We start from the raw sequence: 18,138 nt of genomic DNA, 5'->3' as shown, positions 1-18,138 counted from the left end.
TTGTATATGTATGAGGGTTTAAAGATCTTTGCTGTTGGAGACATTCATGGATGTCTGGAAAGTTTAGAAGCCTTGCTGGAAATCTTGCCGATTAACTGGGGAAAGGATCTGTTGATTTTCTTAGGTGATTACATAGACCGGGGAGAAAATCCGAGAGGGGTGGTAGAAAAAATTATAACCTTAAAAAAGAAGTATCCAGAGCATGTAATTACCCTTAAAGGAAACCACGAGTTGATGTTTGAATGGTTTTTAGAGGGGAAAAACGTGGAACTTTTTCTCTATAACGGAGGAGAGGTCACTATTAGTCAGTATTATAATTCAGAGAAACGAATGGTTGAGCTTCCTTTAGAGCATCAGATTTTTTTTCAGGAGTTAAGGTTGTTTTTTGAGTGTAAAGATTACTTGTTTGTGCATGCTGGGATAAATCCTTATAAGAGTTTGAAAGATCAAACAGAAGAAGATTTTTTATGGATAAGAGGGCTCTTTTATGAGTCAAAAAAGGTTCTACCTAAAACAGTAGTTTTTGGTCATACCCCTTTTCCAACTCCATTTTTAGGTCCTGATAGGATAGGTATAGACACAGGTTGTGTGTATGGAGGTTTTCTAACGGCGGTTATGTTACCAGATATAAAATTTTTTCAGGTAAAATGTAAAAGTAGGAGGTAGCCATGTCGAAAGACGATGGAGACAGAAAACTTTCCTGGCGAGAGATAGACAAACTAAAGTCTCAAAGTGGTTTAAGTAAAATCAGAAAAAAACTTGAAAGAAAAGATAAGGCTTCCTCTGGGATAGACACCAAAAACAAACAAAAATACCTTAAAGAGCTTGATAAACTTTTTGTAGATAAAGAAGAGCTGGAAAAGCAGAGTTTTTTAGAGCGGTTACACCAGCAATATGGAAATAAGAATTTCAAAAAATTAGCCAAAGAGTTTGTGGAAAGATATGGGTTGCCTGAAGATTGGCGGACCCTTATGCTTTTTTTAGACCTGGACGACAAAAATTTGGTAATCAAAACCTTAGAAAAAATAAAGGAACTTTTTCCTCAAAGGACTACCACAGAAAAACAGGGTATGCTTTCTAAGCTAAAAACGTTGGTGCTTACTTCTAAGGATGAAACCATAAGTTTTAAGGTAGAAACCCTTCTAAAGGAACTTTCCCTTTGATTAAGGAATATATCGAAGAATTTTTGTCTTATCTTTTGGCAGTAAAAAATGCTTCTTTCAACACGATTGTTTCCTATGGGTATGACCTGAGAGATTTAGAAGAGTTTTTACAAAAAAAAGGCGTGTTAAATGTAGAAACCATAGGCAATTTCAACGAATACTTAGAGTATTTGAAGACCAAAGGTTATAATCCTTTTACCGTGGCAAGAAAGCTTTCAAGTCTTAGGAGTTTTTTAAAATTTCTACAGGTAGAAAAGGGACTTACCATCGGTTCGGATTGGTTTGAAAACCCTAAACTTCCGATGAGACTCCCTAAGGTATTAAGTATTGATGAGACAGAAAGGTTGTTGTCTCAACCAGACCTGACCCATCCGTTGGGATATAGAGATAGGACGATGCTTGAGGTAATGTATGCGACAGGCCTCAGAGTTTCTGAATTGGTAGAACTAAAGATCAAGGATTTCAACCTTGAGTTAGGTTTTTTAAGGGTTATGGGTAAGGGTGGAAAAGAGAGGCTTGTTCCGATGGGAGATTATGCCCTTGAGTTTTTAAAGGGCTATCTTTATAACATAAGGCCTTTGTTTGCCAACCCTAAAAGTAAAGACTATGTGTTCTTAAACCGAAGGGGAGGTCCTCTTACCAGACAAAGATTTTGGCAGTTAATTAAACAGTATGCCTTAAAAGCCGGGATAGACCCTGAAAAGGTTTCTCCTCATGTGTTAAGACATTCCTTTGCTTCTCATCTCCTGCAAGGAGGAGCAGATTTAAGAGCCCTTCAACTTATGCTTGGACATAGTAGCTTAGCTACCACCCAGATTTATACTCACTTAGACTACAATAGGCTTAAAGAGGTTTATGACAAACATCACCCAAGGGCCTAAGGTTTATCCTGTTGATTTCGAAGATTTTTTAGATTTTGTGGCTAAGGAAAGGGAAACCAAAGAATTTTTGGATAGACTCAGGGAATTAGCCAAAAAAAGAGGGGAATTTTTGTATTTTGCAGGAGGGGTGGTAAGGGATTACCTCCTTTCTAAAAAAGGTAAACTAAACCCTCAAAGTTCTAAAGATTTTGATATCGTTTTAGAGGGAAACTTAGAGGAGTTTTTACAGGAACTAAACGAAGATCTAAACAAAGAAATCCTTTTTAAGTCTCAATTTCTTACCTACAAAGTAAGATTTTTTTTAGACGGAGAACCTCTGGAGGTGGACTTTATCACAGCAAGAAGAGAGGTTTATGAAGAAATTGCCCAGCTTCCTAAGGTTTTTCCCTCTAACTTTATGGATGACCTTTTAAGAAGGGATTTTACGATAAATGCTTTAGCCATAGGTCTTTCTCTTCCTTATGAAGGGCTTTTGCTTGACCCGTTAGACGGTTTAAAAGACCTTGAAGCTTCTCTTGTTAGACCCTTGCACCTTAACTCGTTTGTGGAAGATCCTACCCGTATTTTTAGGGGAATAAGGTACAAAGTAAGGCTTGGATTTGATTTTTCTGAGGAGTTTTATCAGGCTTTAGAGGCTTGTTATCAAAAGGAAGCTTTAAAAAAGCTTTCTTCCGCAAGGTTGGCAAATGAGCTGAGACTTTATTTGTTTAAAGAAGGGGAAGAGATTCTGTTAGAGCTTCTTGAAACTACTTATCAGCTTGGGATTTTTGAAAAAGCAGGGCTTGAGGTAGCCAGGGAAAATTTTCCGTTACTTTGTGAGGTGTTAAAAGAGGTAAAAGAAGAGTTTAGTCCCAAAGAAAGGGAAAAGGTTTATTTTTTAGGGATGGTTGAAAGCTTAAGTGGTTTAGAGAGATTAGGTTTTAGTGAGGTAGAGATTACAAGGATTGAGAACCTTCTCAATAACTTTAGAGGATTTTATCATAAAATAAACCAATTAAGCTTGAAAGAAAAGTTAGAGTGGTTTGATAAAGTCCGTAGGGAGTATCTTTGTGCCTTTGCAGTTATTTTCCCTGAACTTAAAGAAGAAATTTTTCGGTATTTAAAGGTTTATTCTAAGGTTAGACCTGAGTTAAACGGTGAAGATTTAAAAAAATTGGGTTTTAGATCAGGGAAAGAAATAGGAGAGATTTTAAAGATCCTTCGTTTAAAAAGGTTAGAAGGAAAGGTTAAAACTAAAGAAGATGAAATAAAGTTTTTAAAAAAGTTTTTGGTTAAAAATGAGTAGTAAAATTTGCTTTTTTTATTAAAATTAGCGTATAGATTAAAAAACTAAGGTTTTTTTATGAGACTTAAAAAGAAGATTTTGATCTGGCTTTTTGTCCAACTTTTTCTGTTTTTAGTTTTAAGTTGGGGGATTTATTCTGGTTTTTTAAAAAAAGTTTTACTTGAAATAGAAAAAAATTGGATTGCTTCAACAAGTATAGAAGTAATAAGATACCTTGAAGCAGAGAAAAAGAGAGTTGAACTTTTAACCAGAGATTGGGCGGTTGGGGATGAGGCATATGAATTTTTACAGGATAAAAATCCTAATTTTCCTAAGTCAAACTTAAACAAGGAATCCTATAAAAACAACAAACTTTCTGTGATTATCTATCTTTATCCTGACGGAAGGGTAAAGGCAGGAGGTTTTTTTGATAAGAAAACTAAACAGATCCTTCCTGTAGACCCTTTATGGTTAGAGGAACACTATCGCTATTATCGTTCTCTTTATAAAGAGATAACCTTAACTTCTGTTTATACCGCGCTTTCTTTTTATAAAAACGTTCCATCTATAGTCAGTTTTTATCCTGTAAGTGATTCAGAGGGCATAAAGCCACCTGTAGGGATTTTGGTTATGGTTTCTCCTTTAGACGAAGAGAAGTTAGATTTGATTAAAAACATTTTTGGGCTTAGTGAAGTAAGTTTTGTTTATTATAAAGGTAGAAAGGTCGAGAATAGCATTAAATTTGATGAAAGAGGGGTTTATGAGGTTGTCACCACACTTAGAGATTTCTTTGGTAATCCTTTGATTCTGAGTTTTACTGCTCCAAGAAAGTTGATGTTTGAAAAATATCTTTGGGAGTTTATCCTGATACAAGCCTTATTTTTAGCACTTATTTTCGGAATATATTATTTTCATATGATGAAAGTGTTAAAAAGGATACATTCTGTAAAAGATGAAATAGAACAGATTGCTCAGGGTAAAAAGGAAACGATCACCTTAAAAGGAGAAGATGAGCTTGTTGAACTGGTAGCACATTTTAACGAAGTTTATTCACTCTTAAAACTCCAGCTTGAAGAAATCAACCAAGCTAAGAAGATCTATCAGATGATAGCAGAACGTTCTAACTTGGTGGTTGCGGTATTTGATGAAGAAAAAAATTTGATATATGCAAACAGTTTATGGAAAAACTTGATGGACGATAAATCTTTATCTTCCTTTTTGTCTTTAATGGATTCAAAAGATTTAGAAAAAGGGGAGAGTTTTGAGTTTTGTTTAAAAACAAAAAGTGGAAAAGAAGTATGTTTCAGCTTTGAGATAATCCCTATAAAAGAATATAGTTTGTATTACTTAGTTATAGGATATGATGTTTCTCACTTTAAAGAAAGGGTGGAACAACTTTTTGATATAACAACTAAAGATCAACTTACAGGACTTTATAACAGGGTATATTTAAAGGATGTTATCAAACGGATTTTCGAGTTGGTAAAGAGAGGACAAAACTACTGTTTACTTTTTATGGATGTGGATTATCTAAAGGAGATAAACGATCAGTTTGGTCACTTGATAGGGGATGAGTATTTAAGAGGTGTGGCTGAGGCAATAAAGAAAAATGCTCGGGCCGAGGACATTCCTGTCAGATGGGGAGGGGATGAATTTCTTTTAATTCTTAGAGCAGACCTTGAAGGAGCTCAAAAGGTAGCTGAAAGAATTTTACAAGAGATTAAAAAAATCCGCATCAAAGCAAACGGAAAAGAAGTGGTAGGTTCTGTCAGTATAGGGATTATTAAGATAGAGCCAGATAGGGAGTTAGAGGAGTTGTTGCTTAAAGTAGATCAGGCACTTTACAAAGCCAAGTTTGAAGGAAGAGGAGTTATTAAGGTGTTAAGTTAATGCCTACAGAATATTCATATTCGATAAGTAAACGTCTTTTTTTTATTTTAACATTACTTTTGGTGGTGGTAGGTTTAGGAACTGTTGGTTATATGGTAATCGAGGAATTATGTTTTTTGGATGCTTTATACATGACGGTTATAACTTTAGCTACCGTGGGTTTTAGAGAGGTCAAAGAGCTTAGTGAAGTAGGTAAAGTTTTCACCATAGTTCTTATTGTCCTGGGTTTTGGGGTTTTTACCTATGCAGCCACAACCATTGCCCAAGTTTTGATAGAAGGAGAGCTAAAAGACGTTTTTAACGAAAGGAGAAGAAGAAAGATGTTAGAAAAACTTAAGGGTCATTACATCATCTGTGGTTATGGTAGGATGGGAAGGATTATTGCAAAAGAACTTAAGGCTAATGGTAAGGAGGTAGTGGTGATAGAAAAACATTTTGACCCTAAGGAAGAGGGATACTTATTTGTGATAGGAGATGCAACCAAAGATGAGATTCTTAAAGAAGCAGGTATTGAAAGAGCCAAAGGGCTTGTATCAGTTCTTTCTTCAGATGCCGATAATCTCTACGTGGTGTTAAGTGCCAGGGCTTTAAACCCTGGCCTTTTTATCATAGCCAGGGCTGCAGAAGAGTCAGCCAGAAAAAAACTAAAGATGGTAGGGGCAAACAAAGTGGTATGTCCTTATCATATAGGCGGTTTAAGGATGGCACACACTCTCTTAAAGCCTAACGTGGTTGATTTCTGGGAGTTTATAACCAGCTCAGAATACCTAAACGTGGACATAGAAGAAATTTATGTATCAGAAAAATCTCCTTATGCAGGTAAGACACTGAAGGAAGCAGAAATAGGCAAGATTTTCGGAGTAATTATCGTAGGAATAAAAAGACGAGAAGGAAAGATAGAGTTTAATCCTTCTGCAGAAAGCTACATCCTGCCTGGAGACATTCTTTTAGCTATAGGACCTCCAGATAAACTTGAATTATTTGAGAAAGAGATGACTAATGGGTAGAAAGGGGTTGATTAAAAATTTGGTTGTGATTTTAACTTTAACCTTCTTTTTGTCTTCTTGTACCCTGAAAGAACGTTTTCAGGAGTTTAAGGAGGACAACGTAGAACGTGTTAAGGTGCTTCTTTCAAACCTTCCTTTGGTAAGAAAATATGTCTCTCTTTATCCTCCTCCCAAAGAGCTTTATCAAGAGATAAAAGGGATGTTAGAATGGATAAAAGGAGCTAAAGTGCCTGACCTTTATAAGGAAGAACATAAGGCTGTTTTAAAGGAGTGGGAACGTATAGAAGAGTATTACAAAAAGAAGTATTATAGAAAGTGCGAAAGGGAGTTGAAAAGATTTAAACCTAAGGTAGAAACCTTAAAAAACAAGCTTGAAACCTACCGAGAAACCTTGAAAAGAGAGGCGATGCAACGATATCAAGCTGTGGAACAAAAGGCTAAAAAGATATTAAAAAACAAAAAAGGAGAAGAAAGGTTAAGGATAGAACTATATTTGTGGAAACTAAGGTCTTTGATGGCTTTAGAAGATTATGAAAAATTTAACCAAGAGATAGAACATGCCCCTTTCTAAACAGCCTAACTTTTTAAGGAATCTTTTATGGATTTTTATTGCTTCAGGTGGTTTTGTAGGGTTTTTACCTGTTTGCCCCGGTACTTTGGGAGCTTTAACTGGGCTTATATATTTTTGGTTTATCAAACAGGCAGACCTGTTAACTCAAATTTTTTTAACTTTGAGCCTTGCAATCTTAGGGGTTTTATCCAGCCATTTATCAAGTAAAATCGTTAGACAGAAAGACCCAGAGTTTGTGGTGATAGACGAGATAGCAGGGATGTGGGTTTCTTTAATTGGCAAACATACCTTGCTTGAGTTTGTTTTAGCCTTTGTGGTTTTTAGGGTTTTAGACATCAAAAAACCATTTTTTATCGGCAGATTAGAGGCTTTTCCTGGAGGATGGGGGATTATGTTAGACGATCTGTTGGCAGGGCTCCTTACCAATGCCATCGTAACCTTGTTAGTCTATGTTGTCAAATTTTCTGGTTTGATATAAACTTATCTCTAAGATGAAAGGTGCCTTAGTTTTTATCGGAGATGAGCTGGTTTCTGGGTTGGTGGTAAACACCAACGTTATCGTGGCTACCAGGGAACTTTCTTTACATGGGTTTCAGGTTAGAGAGATAGTGACCATCCCTGATGATCTGTCTCTGGTGAAATTTTATTTACAGGATTTATGTTTTAAGTATTCTTTTTTAATTTTGTCTGGTGGGCTTGGACCTACAGATGATGACCTGACTAACCAGGCTGTGGCTGAGGCTTTAGGGCTTAATTTAATAGAAAATCAGGAAATTTCTAAGGCTATAACGGATTCTAAAGAATATGCCAGTTCTCAAGAAGTAGCCAAAAAGATGTCTTTGCTTCCTGAGGGTGCAGTTCCCTTAGCAGATAACTTAACGATGGCAGGATATCTTTTAGACTTTAAAGAAAAACTTATTTTTGTTTTGCCTGGAGTACCTCATCAGTTTGAATATCTTTTAACCCACAAGGTGCTACCACTTTTATCTCAGAGGTTTAAGGCGGAAGGTTTAGAGTTATCTAAATCTTTGCGATTTTTTGACCTAAATGAAACAGACCTTAATTTATTTTTAAAAAGTTATACTTTAAATACTCAAGACTTAAAGATAGGATACTATCCCCTCTGGCCTGAGGTTAAATTGTTTCTTAGAAGTAGAGATGAAACCCTTTTATCAGAGGTGATATATAAATTAAAAGAAGAGTTTGGTGTTTTTTTGGTAAGCGAAGACGATCGTTCTTTGGTAGAAGTGGTTGGGAGTCTTTTGATAGAACGAGGAAAAAAGGTAGCGGTTGCCGAATCCTGTACAGGAGGGATGTTGGCTTCTCTTTTAACCTCAGTTGGAGGAAGTTCTAACTATTTTGAAAGAGGTTGGGTGACTTATAGTCCTGAGAGCAAAATGGAACTACTTGGGGTAAAAAAGGAGCATATAGAACAGTTTGGGGTGGTGAGTTATCAGGTGGCTTTAGATATGGCAGAGGGAGTAAGAAGACAGGTAAAGGTAGACTTTGCTATCGGAATTACAGGTTATGCAGGCCCTGGAGGAGGTACTCCTGAAAACCCGGTGGGAACAGTCTACATAGGACTTGCTTATCAAAACAAGGTTAAGGCTTTCAAATTTGGATTTTATGGTTTAGAAAGAAGAGAGGTTCAGTTGATGAGTAGTTATACCACTTTAGACATGTTAAGGAGGCTTATCCTATATGATGAGAGTTTTCTTAGGTATAGATTTACCCTCGGAGTTGAAGAAAGGTCTTGCTGATTTAGAAAAAATTAAACAACCAGAAGGTCTTAGGACTAAATGGGTAGAACTGGAAAATTTTCATCTTACCTTAGTTTTTTTCGGAGAAATCGGGGCTAACCTTTTGGAAAGATTGATTAAGTCTGTAGAAAAGGTGGCTACCCAACATCAAAGTTTTGTTTTATCCGTAGATAAACTTGGGTTTTTCCCTGAAAAAGGCAATCCCAGGGTGGTTTGGATAGGGATTAAAGAAGATACAGGGACTTTGTTTAAACTGGTAGAAGATCTACATAAAGCTTTCAAAAGATTTAAGTTAAGCCTTGATCAGAGGTTTCACCCTCATATCACCCTATTTAGGATAAAAGAAATAAAAGACAAGTCAGCCTTTGAAGACTACTTTAAGAACCTTTACAAAGAGGCTGAAAGACTTGAAGGTATAAAGTTTCCTGTAAGAAAGATTGATTTTTTTGAGAGCAAACTAACCCCTAAAGGTCCTGTCTATAAAATTTTTAAGGAGGTAGGACTAAAGGTATGAAAAAAGACCTTCCCTGTAGCCCACCTTCTCAGTTAGAGGCTTTACAAAATGTTGTTTTATGTGTTTATAAAGGTATCATTAAGCTTGCTTTTAATTTAGCCATCATCATTTTGATCATAAGTTTAGGTATAGGAATTTTTAAAACCGTCAAAGACCTTACCTTTGTTTTTAGTGAACCCACAGTTAGGGCAAGTTTTAAAGATCTGGTAACCAACGTATTGAGTTTGATAGTGGTACTTGAATTGATAAGGGCTTTTGTAGATTATTTTGAACACGAGGCAGTGAGTATGGAAATCCTGATAGAGGCTTTGATAGCCTTCTTGATAAGAGAGTTTATGATACATCTTTTTGAAGGAAGGGTCACAGGGTTTGAGGTTTTTTGGTGGGCTTTTGCTATTGTTTTGGTGGTAGTGAGCAGGTTTATTTTGATAATATACAAGGGAATAAAAATTTTTAGAAAACCTCGGATTAGCTCTTTACAGGAATAAGCATGTCGTTGAAACCAAAGGTTTTAATTTTATTAGTTTTATGTTTAACCTTGAGCTTTGGGGTGGTGATTTTATCATATGGAAATTCTTCAAAACAGTGTCTTTCTAAAGATTATGGAGATGCCCTGGTTATAGGAGCTATAGCTGATGCCAGCGTGATGGTGCCTATGATAGCCACAGATGTTATGAGTCATACGATAGGGGGGCATCTGTTTTTGGGGGTGGTTAAATACGGACCTGACCTTAATCTTGTAGGGGAATTGGCTGAAAGGTATGAAATATCAAAAGATCAAAAAACTTTTACTTTTTATTTAAGAAAAGGAGTTAAATGGAGTGATGGGGTTGAGGTTACAGCAGAAGATGTAGCTTTTGGTTACCGGTTGATTACTGACCCTAAGATACCTACTCCCTATGCCAGCGATTTTCTTGAGGTAGAAAAGTTTGAGATACTTGATCCTTATACCTTTAGGGTTACCTATAAAAGGCCATTTGCTTTAGCTCTGTCTTCTTGGGGTAATTTGGTGGTTCTTCCGAAACATCTGCTTGAGGGGAAGGACCTTGATTATTTAAAAAATGTTTTTGGAAGAAATCCCATCGGTAATGGCCCTTTTATGTTGGTACGATGGAAGACTCAGCAGGAAATTGTTTTAAAAGCTAATCCTCTTTACTATAAAGGTAGACCTTATTTAAACTATCTTATCTATCGTATCATTCCTGACCCTACAACCCTTTTTATGGAACTTCGTTCTGGGAGTATAGATTGGGTTTCCTTAACCCCTCTTCAATACTTAAAACTTCAGAGGGAAAAAGAAATAGAAAAGTCTTTTCATATCTATAAATATCCTGCTTTTTCTTTTACTTACATAGGGTATAACCTGGCTCATCCGATTTTTAGAGACAAAAGGGTAAGAAAGGCTTTGTGTTATGCGATAGATAAACAAAAGATAGTAAAGGGGGCGCTTTTAGGTCAGGGGATACCGGCTTATGGTCCTTATAAACCTGATACATGGTTTTACAACCCGGCGATAGAAAAAAGTTGTCCTTATGATCCTCAAAAGGCTTTAACCTTACTCTTAGAAGCAGGTTTTAAGAGAAACGAAAAAGGTTTGTTAGAAAGGGAAGGTAAACCCTTTGAGTTTACCCTATTGGTTAATCAAGGTAACCTTCCAAGGCTTCTTGCCGCTCAGATTATTCAACAAGAGCTTTCAAAAATAGGAATAAAGGTAAACATTCGAACTTTAGAATGGACCACCCTTATCCATCAGTTTATAGACAAAAGAAGGTTTGAAGCAGTTATCTTGGGTTGGTCTACTGGCCCAGACCCAGACCTTTACGACATTTTCCATTCTTCCAAAACAGTCTCTCCTGGGTTAAATTTTGTGGGATACGCTAATCCTGAACTTGATCGTCTTTTAGAACAAGGAAGATATACCTTAGATGTAAAAAAACGAAGGAAAATCTATTTTAAAGTACAAGAGATCTTGGCTGAAGACCAACCCTATACATTTCTTTATATACCTATGAGTTTAGAGGCTATAAGTTCAAGGGTTCAGGAGGTGAAAACCTCAGCCATAGGAATAGGGTATAACTTAGAAGAATGGTGGGTTCCTAAAGAAAGACAAAAATATTTGATACCATAACAAAGAGGCATGAGTATATGAAGAAGATAACGGTAGTAGGAGGAGGAAGTTGGGGAACATCTTTAGGTAAAGTATTAGCCTCAAAAGACATCGAGGTTTCTCTTTTAGTTAGAAGGGAGGTCGTTTGTGATAGTATCAATAAAGAAAAAGAAAATCCTTTTTACCTCCCAGGAATTAAGCTACCTAAAAAATTAAAAGCTACCTTAGACCCAGAAGAAGCTTTTGGTAATTCTGAGGCTGTTTTTTGGGTGGTGCCTTCTTATGCCTTAAGACATTTGTTAGAAGGGTTAAAATCTTTGGCTGAACGGATAAAATATCATGTTTCCGCTATCAAGGGGATAGATTTGGAAACAGGAAAGACTCCTTATAATATATTAACGGAATTGTTGCCTGAAAGTTGTGAAGTGATGGTATTGGGGGGACCTTCTTTTGCTAAAGAGGTGGCTAAGGAGCTTCCTACAGCGGTGGTTTTGGCTGGGAAAAAAGAAGAAGAAACCAAAAAGATCCAAGAACTAATTGCCCAGCCTTATTTTAGGGTTTACAGAAGCGATGACCCTCTTGGGGTTGAGATCGCTGGAGCTATAAAAAACGTGATAGCCATAGCTTCTGGGATTTGCGACGGACTTCAATTAGGACTTAATGCCAGGGCTTCTTTGATAACCCGTGGTCTTATAGAGATGATACGTTTAGGTATCAAGATGGGGGGACAGCCTTCTACTTTTTATGGGCTAGCAGGTCTTGGAGACCTTGTTTTAACCTGTACAGGTGCCCTTTCTCGGAATTATCAAGTAGGATACCGAATAGGGAAGGGAGAAAAATTAGAAGATATTCTGCAAAACTTGAGAGAGGTAGCTGAAGGAGTTAAAACTGCTAAGGTAGTAAGAAGTTTAGCCCGTCATTTTAAGATAGAGATGCCTATCTGTGAAGAGGTTTACCATGTCCTTTTTGGAAAGGAAAAACCTCAAAAATGTTTAAAAAGGCTCCTTTCAAGGAGTCTTAAAAAAGAGTTTGAGAACTTGAATATATTATCATAGATGAGGAGGGGTAATTATGGGGTTAAAGCTTTTATTACATGTACCTCAATCTGAAAGATTTTTACCAGCCCTGAAGATGGCTAAAAATTTCCTTAATGCCTGTAGTTCTGAAGAACAACCTTTGGTTAAAATAATCGTGAACTTTGAAGGAATAACCGTTTTAAAAGATTTTACCCCTTATACAGACCTTTTTAACGAGCTACTTGCTTTAGGAGGAGAGGTTTATTTTTGTGAAAACGCTTTAAAAGGATTTAACATACCTTTTGAGGCAGTGCCTAAAGGAGGTAAAACTGTCCCAGCAGGTATTAAAGCTTTAGTCGAGCTGCAACAAGAAGGATATGCCTATGTAAGGGCTTAAATGTTAGAAAAAAGATCTAAATACCAAAGGCTTTTTTAAGACCTTCCAAAAAATCTTCTACCCTCTCTGTTTCTTCAAATTCGAAGATAAAATAGGTTTTTTTGTTTTGTACTTTTACGTTAACCTTTGTGCCAACAAGCTTACTTATTTCTTCAGATAGATATAGAAGATTAGGGTCAGGTTGTTTTAGTTTTTTGGTTTTTTCTCCTGCTAAAAGCTTGTTAACCAGCCTTTCAGTTTCTCTTACTGAAAGACCTTTTTGTAGGATAAGGTTTCTTACCTCTAATTGTTGTTCTTTAGAACTTAGAGATAGAAGGGCCTTAGCGTGCCCTACCGTAAGCTTTCCCTCCATAAGGTCTTGCTGGATTTCTTGAGGAAGGTTTAAAAGCCTGAGCAGATTAGCTACAGTGGCACGGTCTTTACCTACTTTGGCTGCAATCTCTTCTTGGGTATAACCGAACTTTTCTGCAAGGTTTTTATAAGCTATCGCCTCTTCTAAGGGATTGAGATTTTTCCTTTGCAGGTTTTCTATCAGCGCAACTATTAAGACCTCTTCATCAGAAAGATTTTTGATGATGGCAGGGACTTCAGAGAGTCCAGCTTTTTTACAAGCTCTAAGTCTGCGTTCTCCTGCAATACACTCAAACAACCCTTCTCCTTTTTCTCGTACTAAAATAGGTTGCAAAACCCCTGTCTCTTTTATGGACTTAACCAGCTCTTCAAACTCTTCATCTTCTTTATACACCAATCTGGGTTGTAGTGGAGAAAAAAGTATGTGATCTACAGGAATAAACCTTATACCTTTATGGTCAGTTTTTTCTTGTAAAGAGATCCCCTGGTCTATGTCAGGTATTAGTTCAGAAAGCCCTTTGCCAAGTGCCTTTTTTTTCATGTTTCTTATCCTTGAAGCTCAACTTTTTAACAGAGGAGGTATAAACCTTTGGTCTATCATTTTTTCTATTTGATAGGCCAAGCTAAGGAGTAAATCTTCTCTGAAATGAGGTCCTATTATTTGCAGTCCTATAGGTAGGCCTTCTGAGTTAAGGCCTATTGGTATACTAATCCCAGGAAGCCCTGCCAGATTAACCGGGATGGTGAAGATGTCAGAAAGATACATCTGCAAGGGGTCGGTAATCTTTTCTCCTATTCTAAAAGGTGGAGTAGGGGTTACAGGGGTGATTAAAAGGTCAACCTGTTTAAAAGCCTCTAAAAAGTCCCTTAAAATCAGGGTTCTCACCTTAGAGGCTTTGAGATAAAAGGCATCATAGTATCCGGCAGAAAGGGCGTATGTCCCTATCATGATCCTTCTTTTTACCTCTTTTCCAAACCCTTTGGCTCTGGTTTTTTTATACATGTCAATCAAGTTAGTGCTTTCCACTCTTAATCCATATTTAACACCGTCGTAACGTGCCAGGTTTGATGAAGCTTCAGCAGGAGCGATAATGTAATAAGTAGCTACTGCATAGGGTGTGTGAGGTAAAGACACTTCTTTAATTTCATGGGTTTTCCTGAGCAGGTTTACCACCTCTTCGATCTTTTGTTTTATTTCTGGGTCCATTTCTGTTTGGAGATATTCCTTAGGAAGGCCTATGGTAAATTTAGTTTTTTCGTTTTGATGTATTACTTGTAGGTAGTCTGGTATGCTAACCGCGGCAGAGGTAGAGTCTTTTTCATCCTTTCCTGCGATGGCTTTTAAGAGTATAGCAGTATCTTCTACGGTTAATCCGAAAGGTCCGATCTGATCTAAAGAAGAGGCAAAGGCTACTAAACCATAACGGGAGACCAGGCCATAGGTAGGCTTTAATCCTACCACCCCACAAAAAGCGGCAGGTTGTCTGATAGACCCTCCTGTATCAGAACCCAAAGACCCAAGCCCCATCCTTACAGCTACAGCTGCAGCAGAACCACCAGATGATCCTCCAGGCACCCTCTCTAAATCCCAGGGATTTTTGGTGGTAAAAAAGGCAGAATTTTCTGTAGAAGATCCCATGGCAAACTCATCCAAGTTTGTCTTTCCTATCAACACAGCCCCTTCAACCTTTAGTTTTTCAACCACCGTAGCTTCATAAGGGGCAATAAAGTTTTCTAAAATTTTGGAAGCACAGGTCGTAGGATAGCCCTTGATACAAATGTTGTCTTTAATAGAAAGAGGTATTCCTAAAAGGCTTCCTTTTTCGCCTTTTTTTCTTTTTTCATCAGCTTCTTTGGCTTTTGAAAGAGCTTCTTCTTCAAACAGATGCAAAAAGGCTTTGACCTCAGGATCAAACCTTTTAATTTGGTTAAACGTTTCTTCGACAAGCTCAACAGAGCTTATTTCTCCTTTTTCAAGCATCTCCAAAGCATTTTTTATGGTAAACTCTGTTAGGGTTGTGCTTTTCATCTCTCACCTCTCTTGAGTTTATGAAGGAGCTTTCACTACCTTAGGCACCACTATCATGTTATCCTTGCTCTTAGGAGAGTTAGCCAGCAAACCTTCTATGTTATCGAACGTTTTAACCTCGTCTTCTCTATAAGGGGTAGGCAGTTTTACGGCATGAAAGGTAGGAGGTACATCTTGAGTGTCCAAAGTTTGTAAGGTTTCAAAATAGTCTAAAATTTTAGAAAGCTCTTCAGAAAATTTTTTAGCCTCTTCTTCATCAAATTCAAGCCTGCATAAATGGGCGATTTTAAGTACTTCTTCTAAAGAAATAGGCATATCTTACCTCCTAAAGGTTGAACGCTTGCTTTTTTGAGGTATAAGTATAACCAATTTTTGGCTTTTTTAAAGGCAGAAAAAGGAGGAAAACCTTTCACTAAAAAACTCAGAAGACTTGAAGAAAAAGCGCACCCGGTCCCATGAAATTCAAGGCTTAACCTTTTTTTCCCTAAGGGTATTTTTTCTTCTTTTGAAAAGAAATAGTCGTAAATCTTATTCTTTTTTTGATAACCTGTAATCACCACCTGCTTGCATCCATATTCCAAAAGGGTTTTGGCTGTCTTCTCTAAATCTTCTTCAGTTTTTATCTCTTTACCGGTTAGCAAAGAAGCTTCATAAAGATTAGGGGTAATAAAGTCTAAAAGAGGGAGTAGTTCCCTTTTGACTAAGTCTAAAAATTCTTCAGAAGAAAAAAGAGGATGATTTAGGGTAGCCTTAAGCACAGGGTCATAAACTACTGCTAAAAGTTGCTGCCGATATTTTCTAAGGTAAAAGACAAGTATTTCTAACACCTCGCAAGCCCCAACCATACCTATTTTTACACCGGTTACAGGTAGGTCAGAGAACACCATCTGTAAAGCTTCTTTAAAATAATCTAAATCTATCGGGACCCAGCCTTTAAAAACAGAGGTGTTTTGCAGGGTAAGGGCTGTGGGTATCCCACCTCCTTTTAAACCTAACAGAGAGAAGACCTTAACATCTACTAAAACTCCTGCCCCTCCTGAAGGGTCAAGTCCTGCTAAAGAAAGGACGTACATTTAATCCTCTGCCCTTATTTTCCTATACAAAAAGTCGAAAAGATTTGAGTCAAAAGGTCTTCGGTGGTAACCTCTCCTATGATTTCAGAAAGAGCAGAGATCGCCTCTCTTATTTCTATAGAGATGATCTCAGGAAGGGGGTTAGGTTTTTTAAGCTCTTCTAAAGCGTTTTCTAGATACCTTATCGCCTTTTCTAAAGAGATTTTTTGTCTTAAGTTAGGTACTAACTCAGGTATCTCTGGTTCTTTACCTCCGGTGATTTTTTCAAAGATTTTTTTACCCAAAAGGTCTAAGTTTTTTCCTTCTTTTACAGAAATAGGTAAGTAGTCTTTGACCCCCCATTTTTCGAGTTCTTTCTCCCATGCTTCTAAATAGTTTGGTATTAAGTCTATTTTGTTGATTAAAAGCAAGTGGGGGTAGATTTTTACCTCTTCAAAAAGATCTTTCTCCTCTTCAGAAGGGGGGGAACTTACATCTACTAAAAACAAGATAAGGTCCGCCTCTTTAAATTTGTGTTTAGCCCTTTCTACCCCTATTTTTTCTATAGGGTCTTCTGTAGCCCTTATACCGGCAGTGTCTATGAGTTTAACCGGAAGTCCCTCGATAGTTGACTCTTCCTCTAAAAAGTCTCTGGTAGTTCCAGGGATAGGGGTAACAATAGCCCGTTCTTCTTTTAAAAGGGCGTTCATTAGAGAGGATTTTCCTACGTTAGGTTTTCCGGCTATCACTAAACTGATACCTTCTTTATATACCTTTCCTTCTTGATAATTTTTGATAAGCTGTTGTAATTCAGGAATAACTTGAGAGTTGATTCTTTCAATAAGTTGAGGTGGTTCCAGTATCTCAAGGTTTTCTTCTGGAAAGTCTATGGCGCTTTCTACTTGAGCTAAAAGGTCTAAGAGATGCTGCCTTATTTGGTTTATCTTTTCTGAAAACCTGCCTAAGAGGGTGTTTAAGGAAAGTTGTAGAGCCTTTTCTGTTTTGGCTGAGATCAGCTCTTGAATCGCTTCTGCTTGGGAAAGGTCAATCCTTCCGTTGAGGTAAGCCCTTAAAGTAAACTCTCCTGGTTGAGCAAGCCTTGCCCCTGCTTTTAAAACAAGTTCTAAGATTTTTCTTAAAATAAGAGTCCCACTATGGGCATAAATCTCTACCACATCTTCCCTTGTATACGTCTTAGGTTTTTGCATGTAAACTGCCATAACCTCGTCTATTACTTTTTCTGTTTCTGGGTCCACGATAAAACCATAGTAAAGTCGATGAGACTGAAATAAAGTTTGAGGTTTTTTAGTTTTAAATATTTGTTTTAAAATAGATAAAGCAGACTCACCGCTTATTTTGATGACACCTATAGCTCCACGTCCTAAGGGTGTAGAAATAGCAGCGATGGTATCTTCTGGATAAAGTTTAGGTTGCATAAAACATCAAAGGGGGGATTACCCCCTTATTCAAGGCTCGTTTAAGAGTTAGTCCATTGTAAGATAACCTTTTTTTGTTTTCCTTCACCTTCTACCACAGCCTCTATACTCTTCTCAGGTTTAACTAAGTTAAGGACAATCCTTTCTTCCCTTTGAGACCCAACCTTAATTATCTGAGGCTCTTTGGTGGTTTTTACCTTTTCTATGGCTCTTTTCACCGCAGAGATAAGTCTTTTTTCTCTCTCTAAGTTAATTCCCTCAGGTTTTAAGACAATCTTAGGCCCCACCCCTAAGGATTTGGCTACGATTTTGTTAGTAAGAAACTCTAAAGCAGAAAGTACCTCTCCTCCGTTTTGCACAAGATACTTAAGGTCTTCACCTTTTAACAAGATTTCGATCTGGAGTTTGTCTTTTAAAAGGTTGGTTTGGGTTTCTATTTGAAAATCGGTGTAGTAAAAAAGGTCTTTTAGAAAAGTTAAGGCTTTGTTGGCTCTTTCAGAGAGCATTTTGTCTGGTTTAAGCTTAGCTTTGATTTTAATTTTTTTGCTGGGCATACCTAAAAGTCCGGAAGAAGAAGAGGTTACCTCTAAAATTTCCAACTCCAAATCTTCTGGCATACACCCTAATTCTTGGCAAGCAACCTCCAAAAGCTGGTCTAAACTTTTTCCCTCAAGTTCCTTCTCTAAAACCATAGTTCCCA

20 protein-coding genes are annotated in these 18,138 nt (G+C 37.2%); 14 read left to right on the top strand and 6 right to left on the bottom strand.

Annotated features, from left to right (window positions below; all coding sequences use genetic code 11):
• Nucleotides 1–6 precede the first annotated feature (6 nt).
• From H529_RS0102075 to H529_RS0102010, 14 genes are read left to right on the top strand one after another with little or no spacing between them, the layout of a single operon-like run.
• Complete coding sequence (locus tag H529_RS0102075; RefSeq protein WP_022854907.1) at nt 7–666, top strand: metallophosphoesterase family protein; 660 nt, start codon at nt 7–9, stop codon at nt 664–666.
• A gap of 2 nt (nt 667–668) precedes the next feature.
• On the top strand, nt 669–1,163 hold the full coding sequence (locus H529_RS0102070) for a hypothetical protein (RefSeq protein WP_022854906.1): 495 nt from the start codon (nt 669–671) through the stop codon (nt 1,161–1,163).
• A complete protein-coding gene (gene xerD / locus H529_RS0102065) occupies nt 1,160–2,044 on the top strand; it encodes a site-specific tyrosine recombinase XerD (RefSeq protein ID WP_022854905.1) in 885 nt (294 codons plus the stop codon). The genes H529_RS0102070 and xerD overlap by 4 nt, the downstream gene beginning before the upstream one ends.
• Complete coding sequence (locus H529_RS0102060) at nt 2,019–3,329, top strand: tRNA nucleotidyltransferase/poly(A) polymerase family protein (RefSeq protein WP_022854904.1); 1,311 nt, start codon at nt 2,019–2,021, stop codon at nt 3,327–3,329. The genes xerD and H529_RS0102060 overlap by 26 nt, the downstream gene beginning before the upstream one ends.
• Nucleotides 3,330–3,386: 57 nt before the next feature.
• Nucleotides 3,387–5,198 (top strand): sensor domain-containing diguanylate cyclase, encoded by a 1,812-nt coding sequence (locus H529_RS11130; protein WP_022854903.1) that lies wholly within the window; start codon nt 3,387–3,389, stop codon nt 5,196–5,198.
• Nucleotides 5,198–6,205 (top strand): potassium channel family protein, encoded by a 1,008-nt coding sequence (locus H529_RS0102050; RefSeq protein ID WP_022854902.1) that lies wholly within the window; start codon nt 5,198–5,200, stop codon nt 6,203–6,205. The genes H529_RS11130 and H529_RS0102050 overlap by 1 nt, the downstream gene beginning before the upstream one ends.
• On the top strand, nt 6,198–6,776 hold the full coding sequence (locus H529_RS0102045; RefSeq protein WP_022854901.1) for a hypothetical protein: 579 nt from the start codon (nt 6,198–6,200) through the stop codon (nt 6,774–6,776). The genes H529_RS0102050 and H529_RS0102045 overlap by 8 nt, the downstream gene beginning before the upstream one ends.
• Nucleotides 6,763–7,254 carry a phosphatidylglycerophosphatase A family protein gene (locus H529_RS0102040; RefSeq protein ID WP_022854900.1) on the top strand — a complete coding sequence of 164 codons (492 nt, stop codon included), beginning with the start codon at nt 6,763–6,765 and terminating at the stop codon, nt 7,252–7,254. Before H529_RS0102045 ends, H529_RS0102040 begins: the two co-directional genes overlap by 14 nt.
• Nucleotides 7,255–7,267: 13 nt before the next feature.
• Nucleotides 7,268–8,536 (top strand): nicotinamide-nucleotide amidohydrolase family protein, encoded by a 1,269-nt coding sequence (locus tag H529_RS09800; RefSeq protein ID WP_022854899.1) that lies wholly within the window; start codon nt 7,268–7,270, stop codon nt 8,534–8,536.
• On the top strand, nt 8,481–9,050 hold the full coding sequence (gene thpR, locus H529_RS0102030) for an RNA 2',3'-cyclic phosphodiesterase (RefSeq protein ID WP_022854898.1): 570 nt from the start codon (nt 8,481–8,483) through the stop codon (nt 9,048–9,050). Before H529_RS09800 ends, thpR begins: the two co-directional genes overlap by 56 nt.
• On the top strand, nt 9,047–9,538 hold the full coding sequence (locus tag H529_RS09795) for a phosphate-starvation-inducible PsiE family protein (protein WP_022854897.1): 492 nt from the start codon (nt 9,047–9,049) through the stop codon (nt 9,536–9,538). Before thpR ends, H529_RS09795 begins: the two co-directional genes overlap by 4 nt.
• A 2-nt stretch (nt 9,539–9,540) precedes the next feature.
• Nucleotides 9,541–11,178 (top strand): peptide-binding protein, encoded by a 1,638-nt coding sequence (locus H529_RS0102020; protein WP_022854896.1) that lies wholly within the window; start codon nt 9,541–9,543, stop codon nt 11,176–11,178.
• Nucleotides 11,179–11,195: 17 nt separating this feature from the next.
• On the top strand, nt 11,196–12,212 hold the full coding sequence (locus tag H529_RS0102015; RefSeq protein WP_022854895.1) for an NAD(P)H-dependent glycerol-3-phosphate dehydrogenase: 1,017 nt from the start codon (nt 11,196–11,198) through the stop codon (nt 12,210–12,212).
• Nucleotides 12,213–12,228: 16 nt separating this feature from the next.
• Entirely contained in the window at nt 12,229–12,570 is a 342-nt protein-coding gene (locus tag H529_RS0102010) for a DsrE family protein (protein WP_022854894.1), read from the top strand.
• Nucleotides 12,571–12,586: 16 nt separating this feature from the next.
• On the opposite strand, the gene H529_RS0102005 is transcribed toward H529_RS0102010, so the two are convergent.
• From H529_RS0102005 to H529_RS0101980, 6 genes are read right to left on the bottom strand one after another with little or no spacing between them, the layout of a single operon-like run.
• Nucleotides 12,587–13,462: a ParB/RepB/Spo0J family partition protein gene (locus H529_RS0102005; RefSeq protein WP_022854893.1), complete on the bottom strand. Its 876-nt coding sequence runs from the start codon at nt 13,460–13,462 to the stop codon at nt 12,587–12,589.
• A gap of 18 nt (nt 13,463–13,480) precedes the next feature.
• Nucleotides 13,481–14,950 (bottom strand): Asp-tRNA(Asn)/Glu-tRNA(Gln) amidotransferase subunit GatA, encoded by a 1,470-nt coding sequence (gene gatA, locus H529_RS0102000; RefSeq protein ID WP_022854892.1) that lies wholly within the window; start codon nt 14,948–14,950, stop codon nt 13,481–13,483.
• An 18-nt stretch (nt 14,951–14,968) separates the two neighbouring features.
• Nucleotides 14,969–15,265 carry an Asp-tRNA(Asn)/Glu-tRNA(Gln) amidotransferase subunit GatC gene (gene gatC / locus H529_RS0101995; protein ID WP_022854891.1) on the bottom strand — a complete coding sequence of 99 codons (297 nt, stop codon included), beginning with the start codon at nt 15,263–15,265 and terminating at the stop codon, nt 14,969–14,971.
• A complete protein-coding gene (thiD, locus tag H529_RS0101990; protein ID WP_022854890.1) occupies nt 15,250–16,023 on the bottom strand; it encodes a bifunctional hydroxymethylpyrimidine kinase/phosphomethylpyrimidine kinase in 774 nt (257 codons plus the stop codon). Before thiD ends, gatC begins: the two co-directional genes overlap by 16 nt.
• A 14-nt stretch (nt 16,024–16,037) precedes the next feature.
• Nucleotides 16,038–17,438, bottom strand: coding sequence for a tRNA uridine-5-carboxymethylaminomethyl(34) synthesis GTPase MnmE (mnmE, locus tag H529_RS0101985; protein WP_022854889.1), 1,401 nt, complete (start codon nt 17,436–17,438; stop codon nt 16,038–16,040).
• 41 nt (nt 17,439–17,479) lie between these two features.
• The gene (locus H529_RS0101980) at nt 17,480–18,130 is read right to left on the bottom strand and encodes a Jag family protein (protein WP_022854888.1); all 651 of its coding nucleotides are present in this window, start codon (nt 18,128–18,130) and stop codon (nt 17,480–17,482) included.
• Nucleotides 18,131–18,138 lie beyond the last annotated feature (8 nt).

This window comes from Thermodesulfobacterium thermophilum DSM 1276 (genome assembly GCF_000421605.1).
In the GTDB taxonomy this organism is placed as follows: Bacteria; Desulfobacterota; Thermodesulfobacteria; order Thermodesulfobacteriales; family Thermodesulfobacteriaceae; genus Thermodesulfobacterium; species Thermodesulfobacterium thermophilum.
The sequence above is the reverse complement of the archived record's forward strand: the minus strand, read 5'-3'. Positions and strand labels throughout refer to the sequence as shown.

Excerpts from the sequence above, each read along its gene's own strand:
- H529_RS0102075 (WP_022854907.1), top strand. The coding sequence starts at position 7 with ATGTATGAGGGTTTAAAGATCTTTGCTGTTGGAGACATTCATGGATGT.
- H529_RS0102070 (WP_022854906.1), top strand. The coding sequence starts at position 669 with ATGTCGAAAGACGATGGAGACAGAAAACTTTCCTGGCGAGAGATAGAC.
- H529_RS0102060 (WP_022854904.1), top strand. The coding sequence starts at position 2,019 with ATGACAAACATCACCCAAGGGCCTAAGGTTTATCCTGTTGATTTCGAA.
- H529_RS11130 (WP_022854903.1), top strand. The coding sequence starts at position 3,387 with ATGAGACTTAAAAAGAAGATTTTGATCTGGCTTTTTGTCCAACTTTTT.
- H529_RS0102050 (WP_022854902.1), top strand. The coding sequence starts at position 5,198 with ATGCCTACAGAATATTCATATTCGATAAGTAAACGTCTTTTTTTTATT.
- H529_RS0102045 (WP_022854901.1), top strand. The coding sequence starts at position 6,198 with ATGGGTAGAAAGGGGTTGATTAAAAATTTGGTTGTGATTTTAACTTTA.
- H529_RS0102040 (WP_022854900.1), top strand. The coding sequence starts at position 6,763 with ATGCCCCTTTCTAAACAGCCTAACTTTTTAAGGAATCTTTTATGGATT.
- H529_RS09800 (WP_022854899.1), top strand. The coding sequence starts at position 7,268 with ATGAAAGGTGCCTTAGTTTTTATCGGAGATGAGCTGGTTTCTGGGTTG.
- thpR (WP_022854898.1), top strand. The coding sequence starts at position 8,481 with ATGAGAGTTTTCTTAGGTATAGATTTACCCTCGGAGTTGAAGAAAGGT.
- H529_RS09795 (WP_022854897.1), top strand. The coding sequence starts at position 9,047 with ATGAAAAAAGACCTTCCCTGTAGCCCACCTTCTCAGTTAGAGGCTTTA.
- H529_RS0102020 (WP_022854896.1), top strand. The coding sequence starts at position 9,541 with ATGTCGTTGAAACCAAAGGTTTTAATTTTATTAGTTTTATGTTTAACC.
- H529_RS0102015 (WP_022854895.1), top strand. The coding sequence starts at position 11,196 with ATGAAGAAGATAACGGTAGTAGGAGGAGGAAGTTGGGGAACATCTTTA.
- H529_RS0102010 (WP_022854894.1), top strand. The coding sequence starts at position 12,229 with ATGGGGTTAAAGCTTTTATTACATGTACCTCAATCTGAAAGATTTTTA.
- H529_RS0102005 (WP_022854893.1), bottom strand. The coding sequence starts at position 13,462 with ATGAAAAAAAAGGCACTTGGCAAAGGGCTTTCTGAACTAATACCTGAC.
- gatA (WP_022854892.1), bottom strand. The coding sequence starts at position 14,950 with ATGAAAAGCACAACCCTAACAGAGTTTACCATAAAAAATGCTTTGGAG.
- gatC (WP_022854891.1), bottom strand. The coding sequence starts at position 15,265 with ATGCCTATTTCTTTAGAAGAAGTACTTAAAATCGCCCATTTATGCAGG.
- thiD (WP_022854890.1), bottom strand. The coding sequence starts at position 16,023 with ATGTACGTCCTTTCTTTAGCAGGACTTGACCCTTCAGGAGGGGCAGGA.
- mnmE (WP_022854889.1), bottom strand. The coding sequence starts at position 17,438 with ATGCAACCTAAACTTTATCCAGAAGATACCATCGCTGCTATTTCTACA.
- H529_RS0101980 (WP_022854888.1), bottom strand. The coding sequence starts at position 18,130 with ATGGTTTTAGAGAAGGAACTTGAGGGAAAAAGTTTAGACCAGCTTTTG.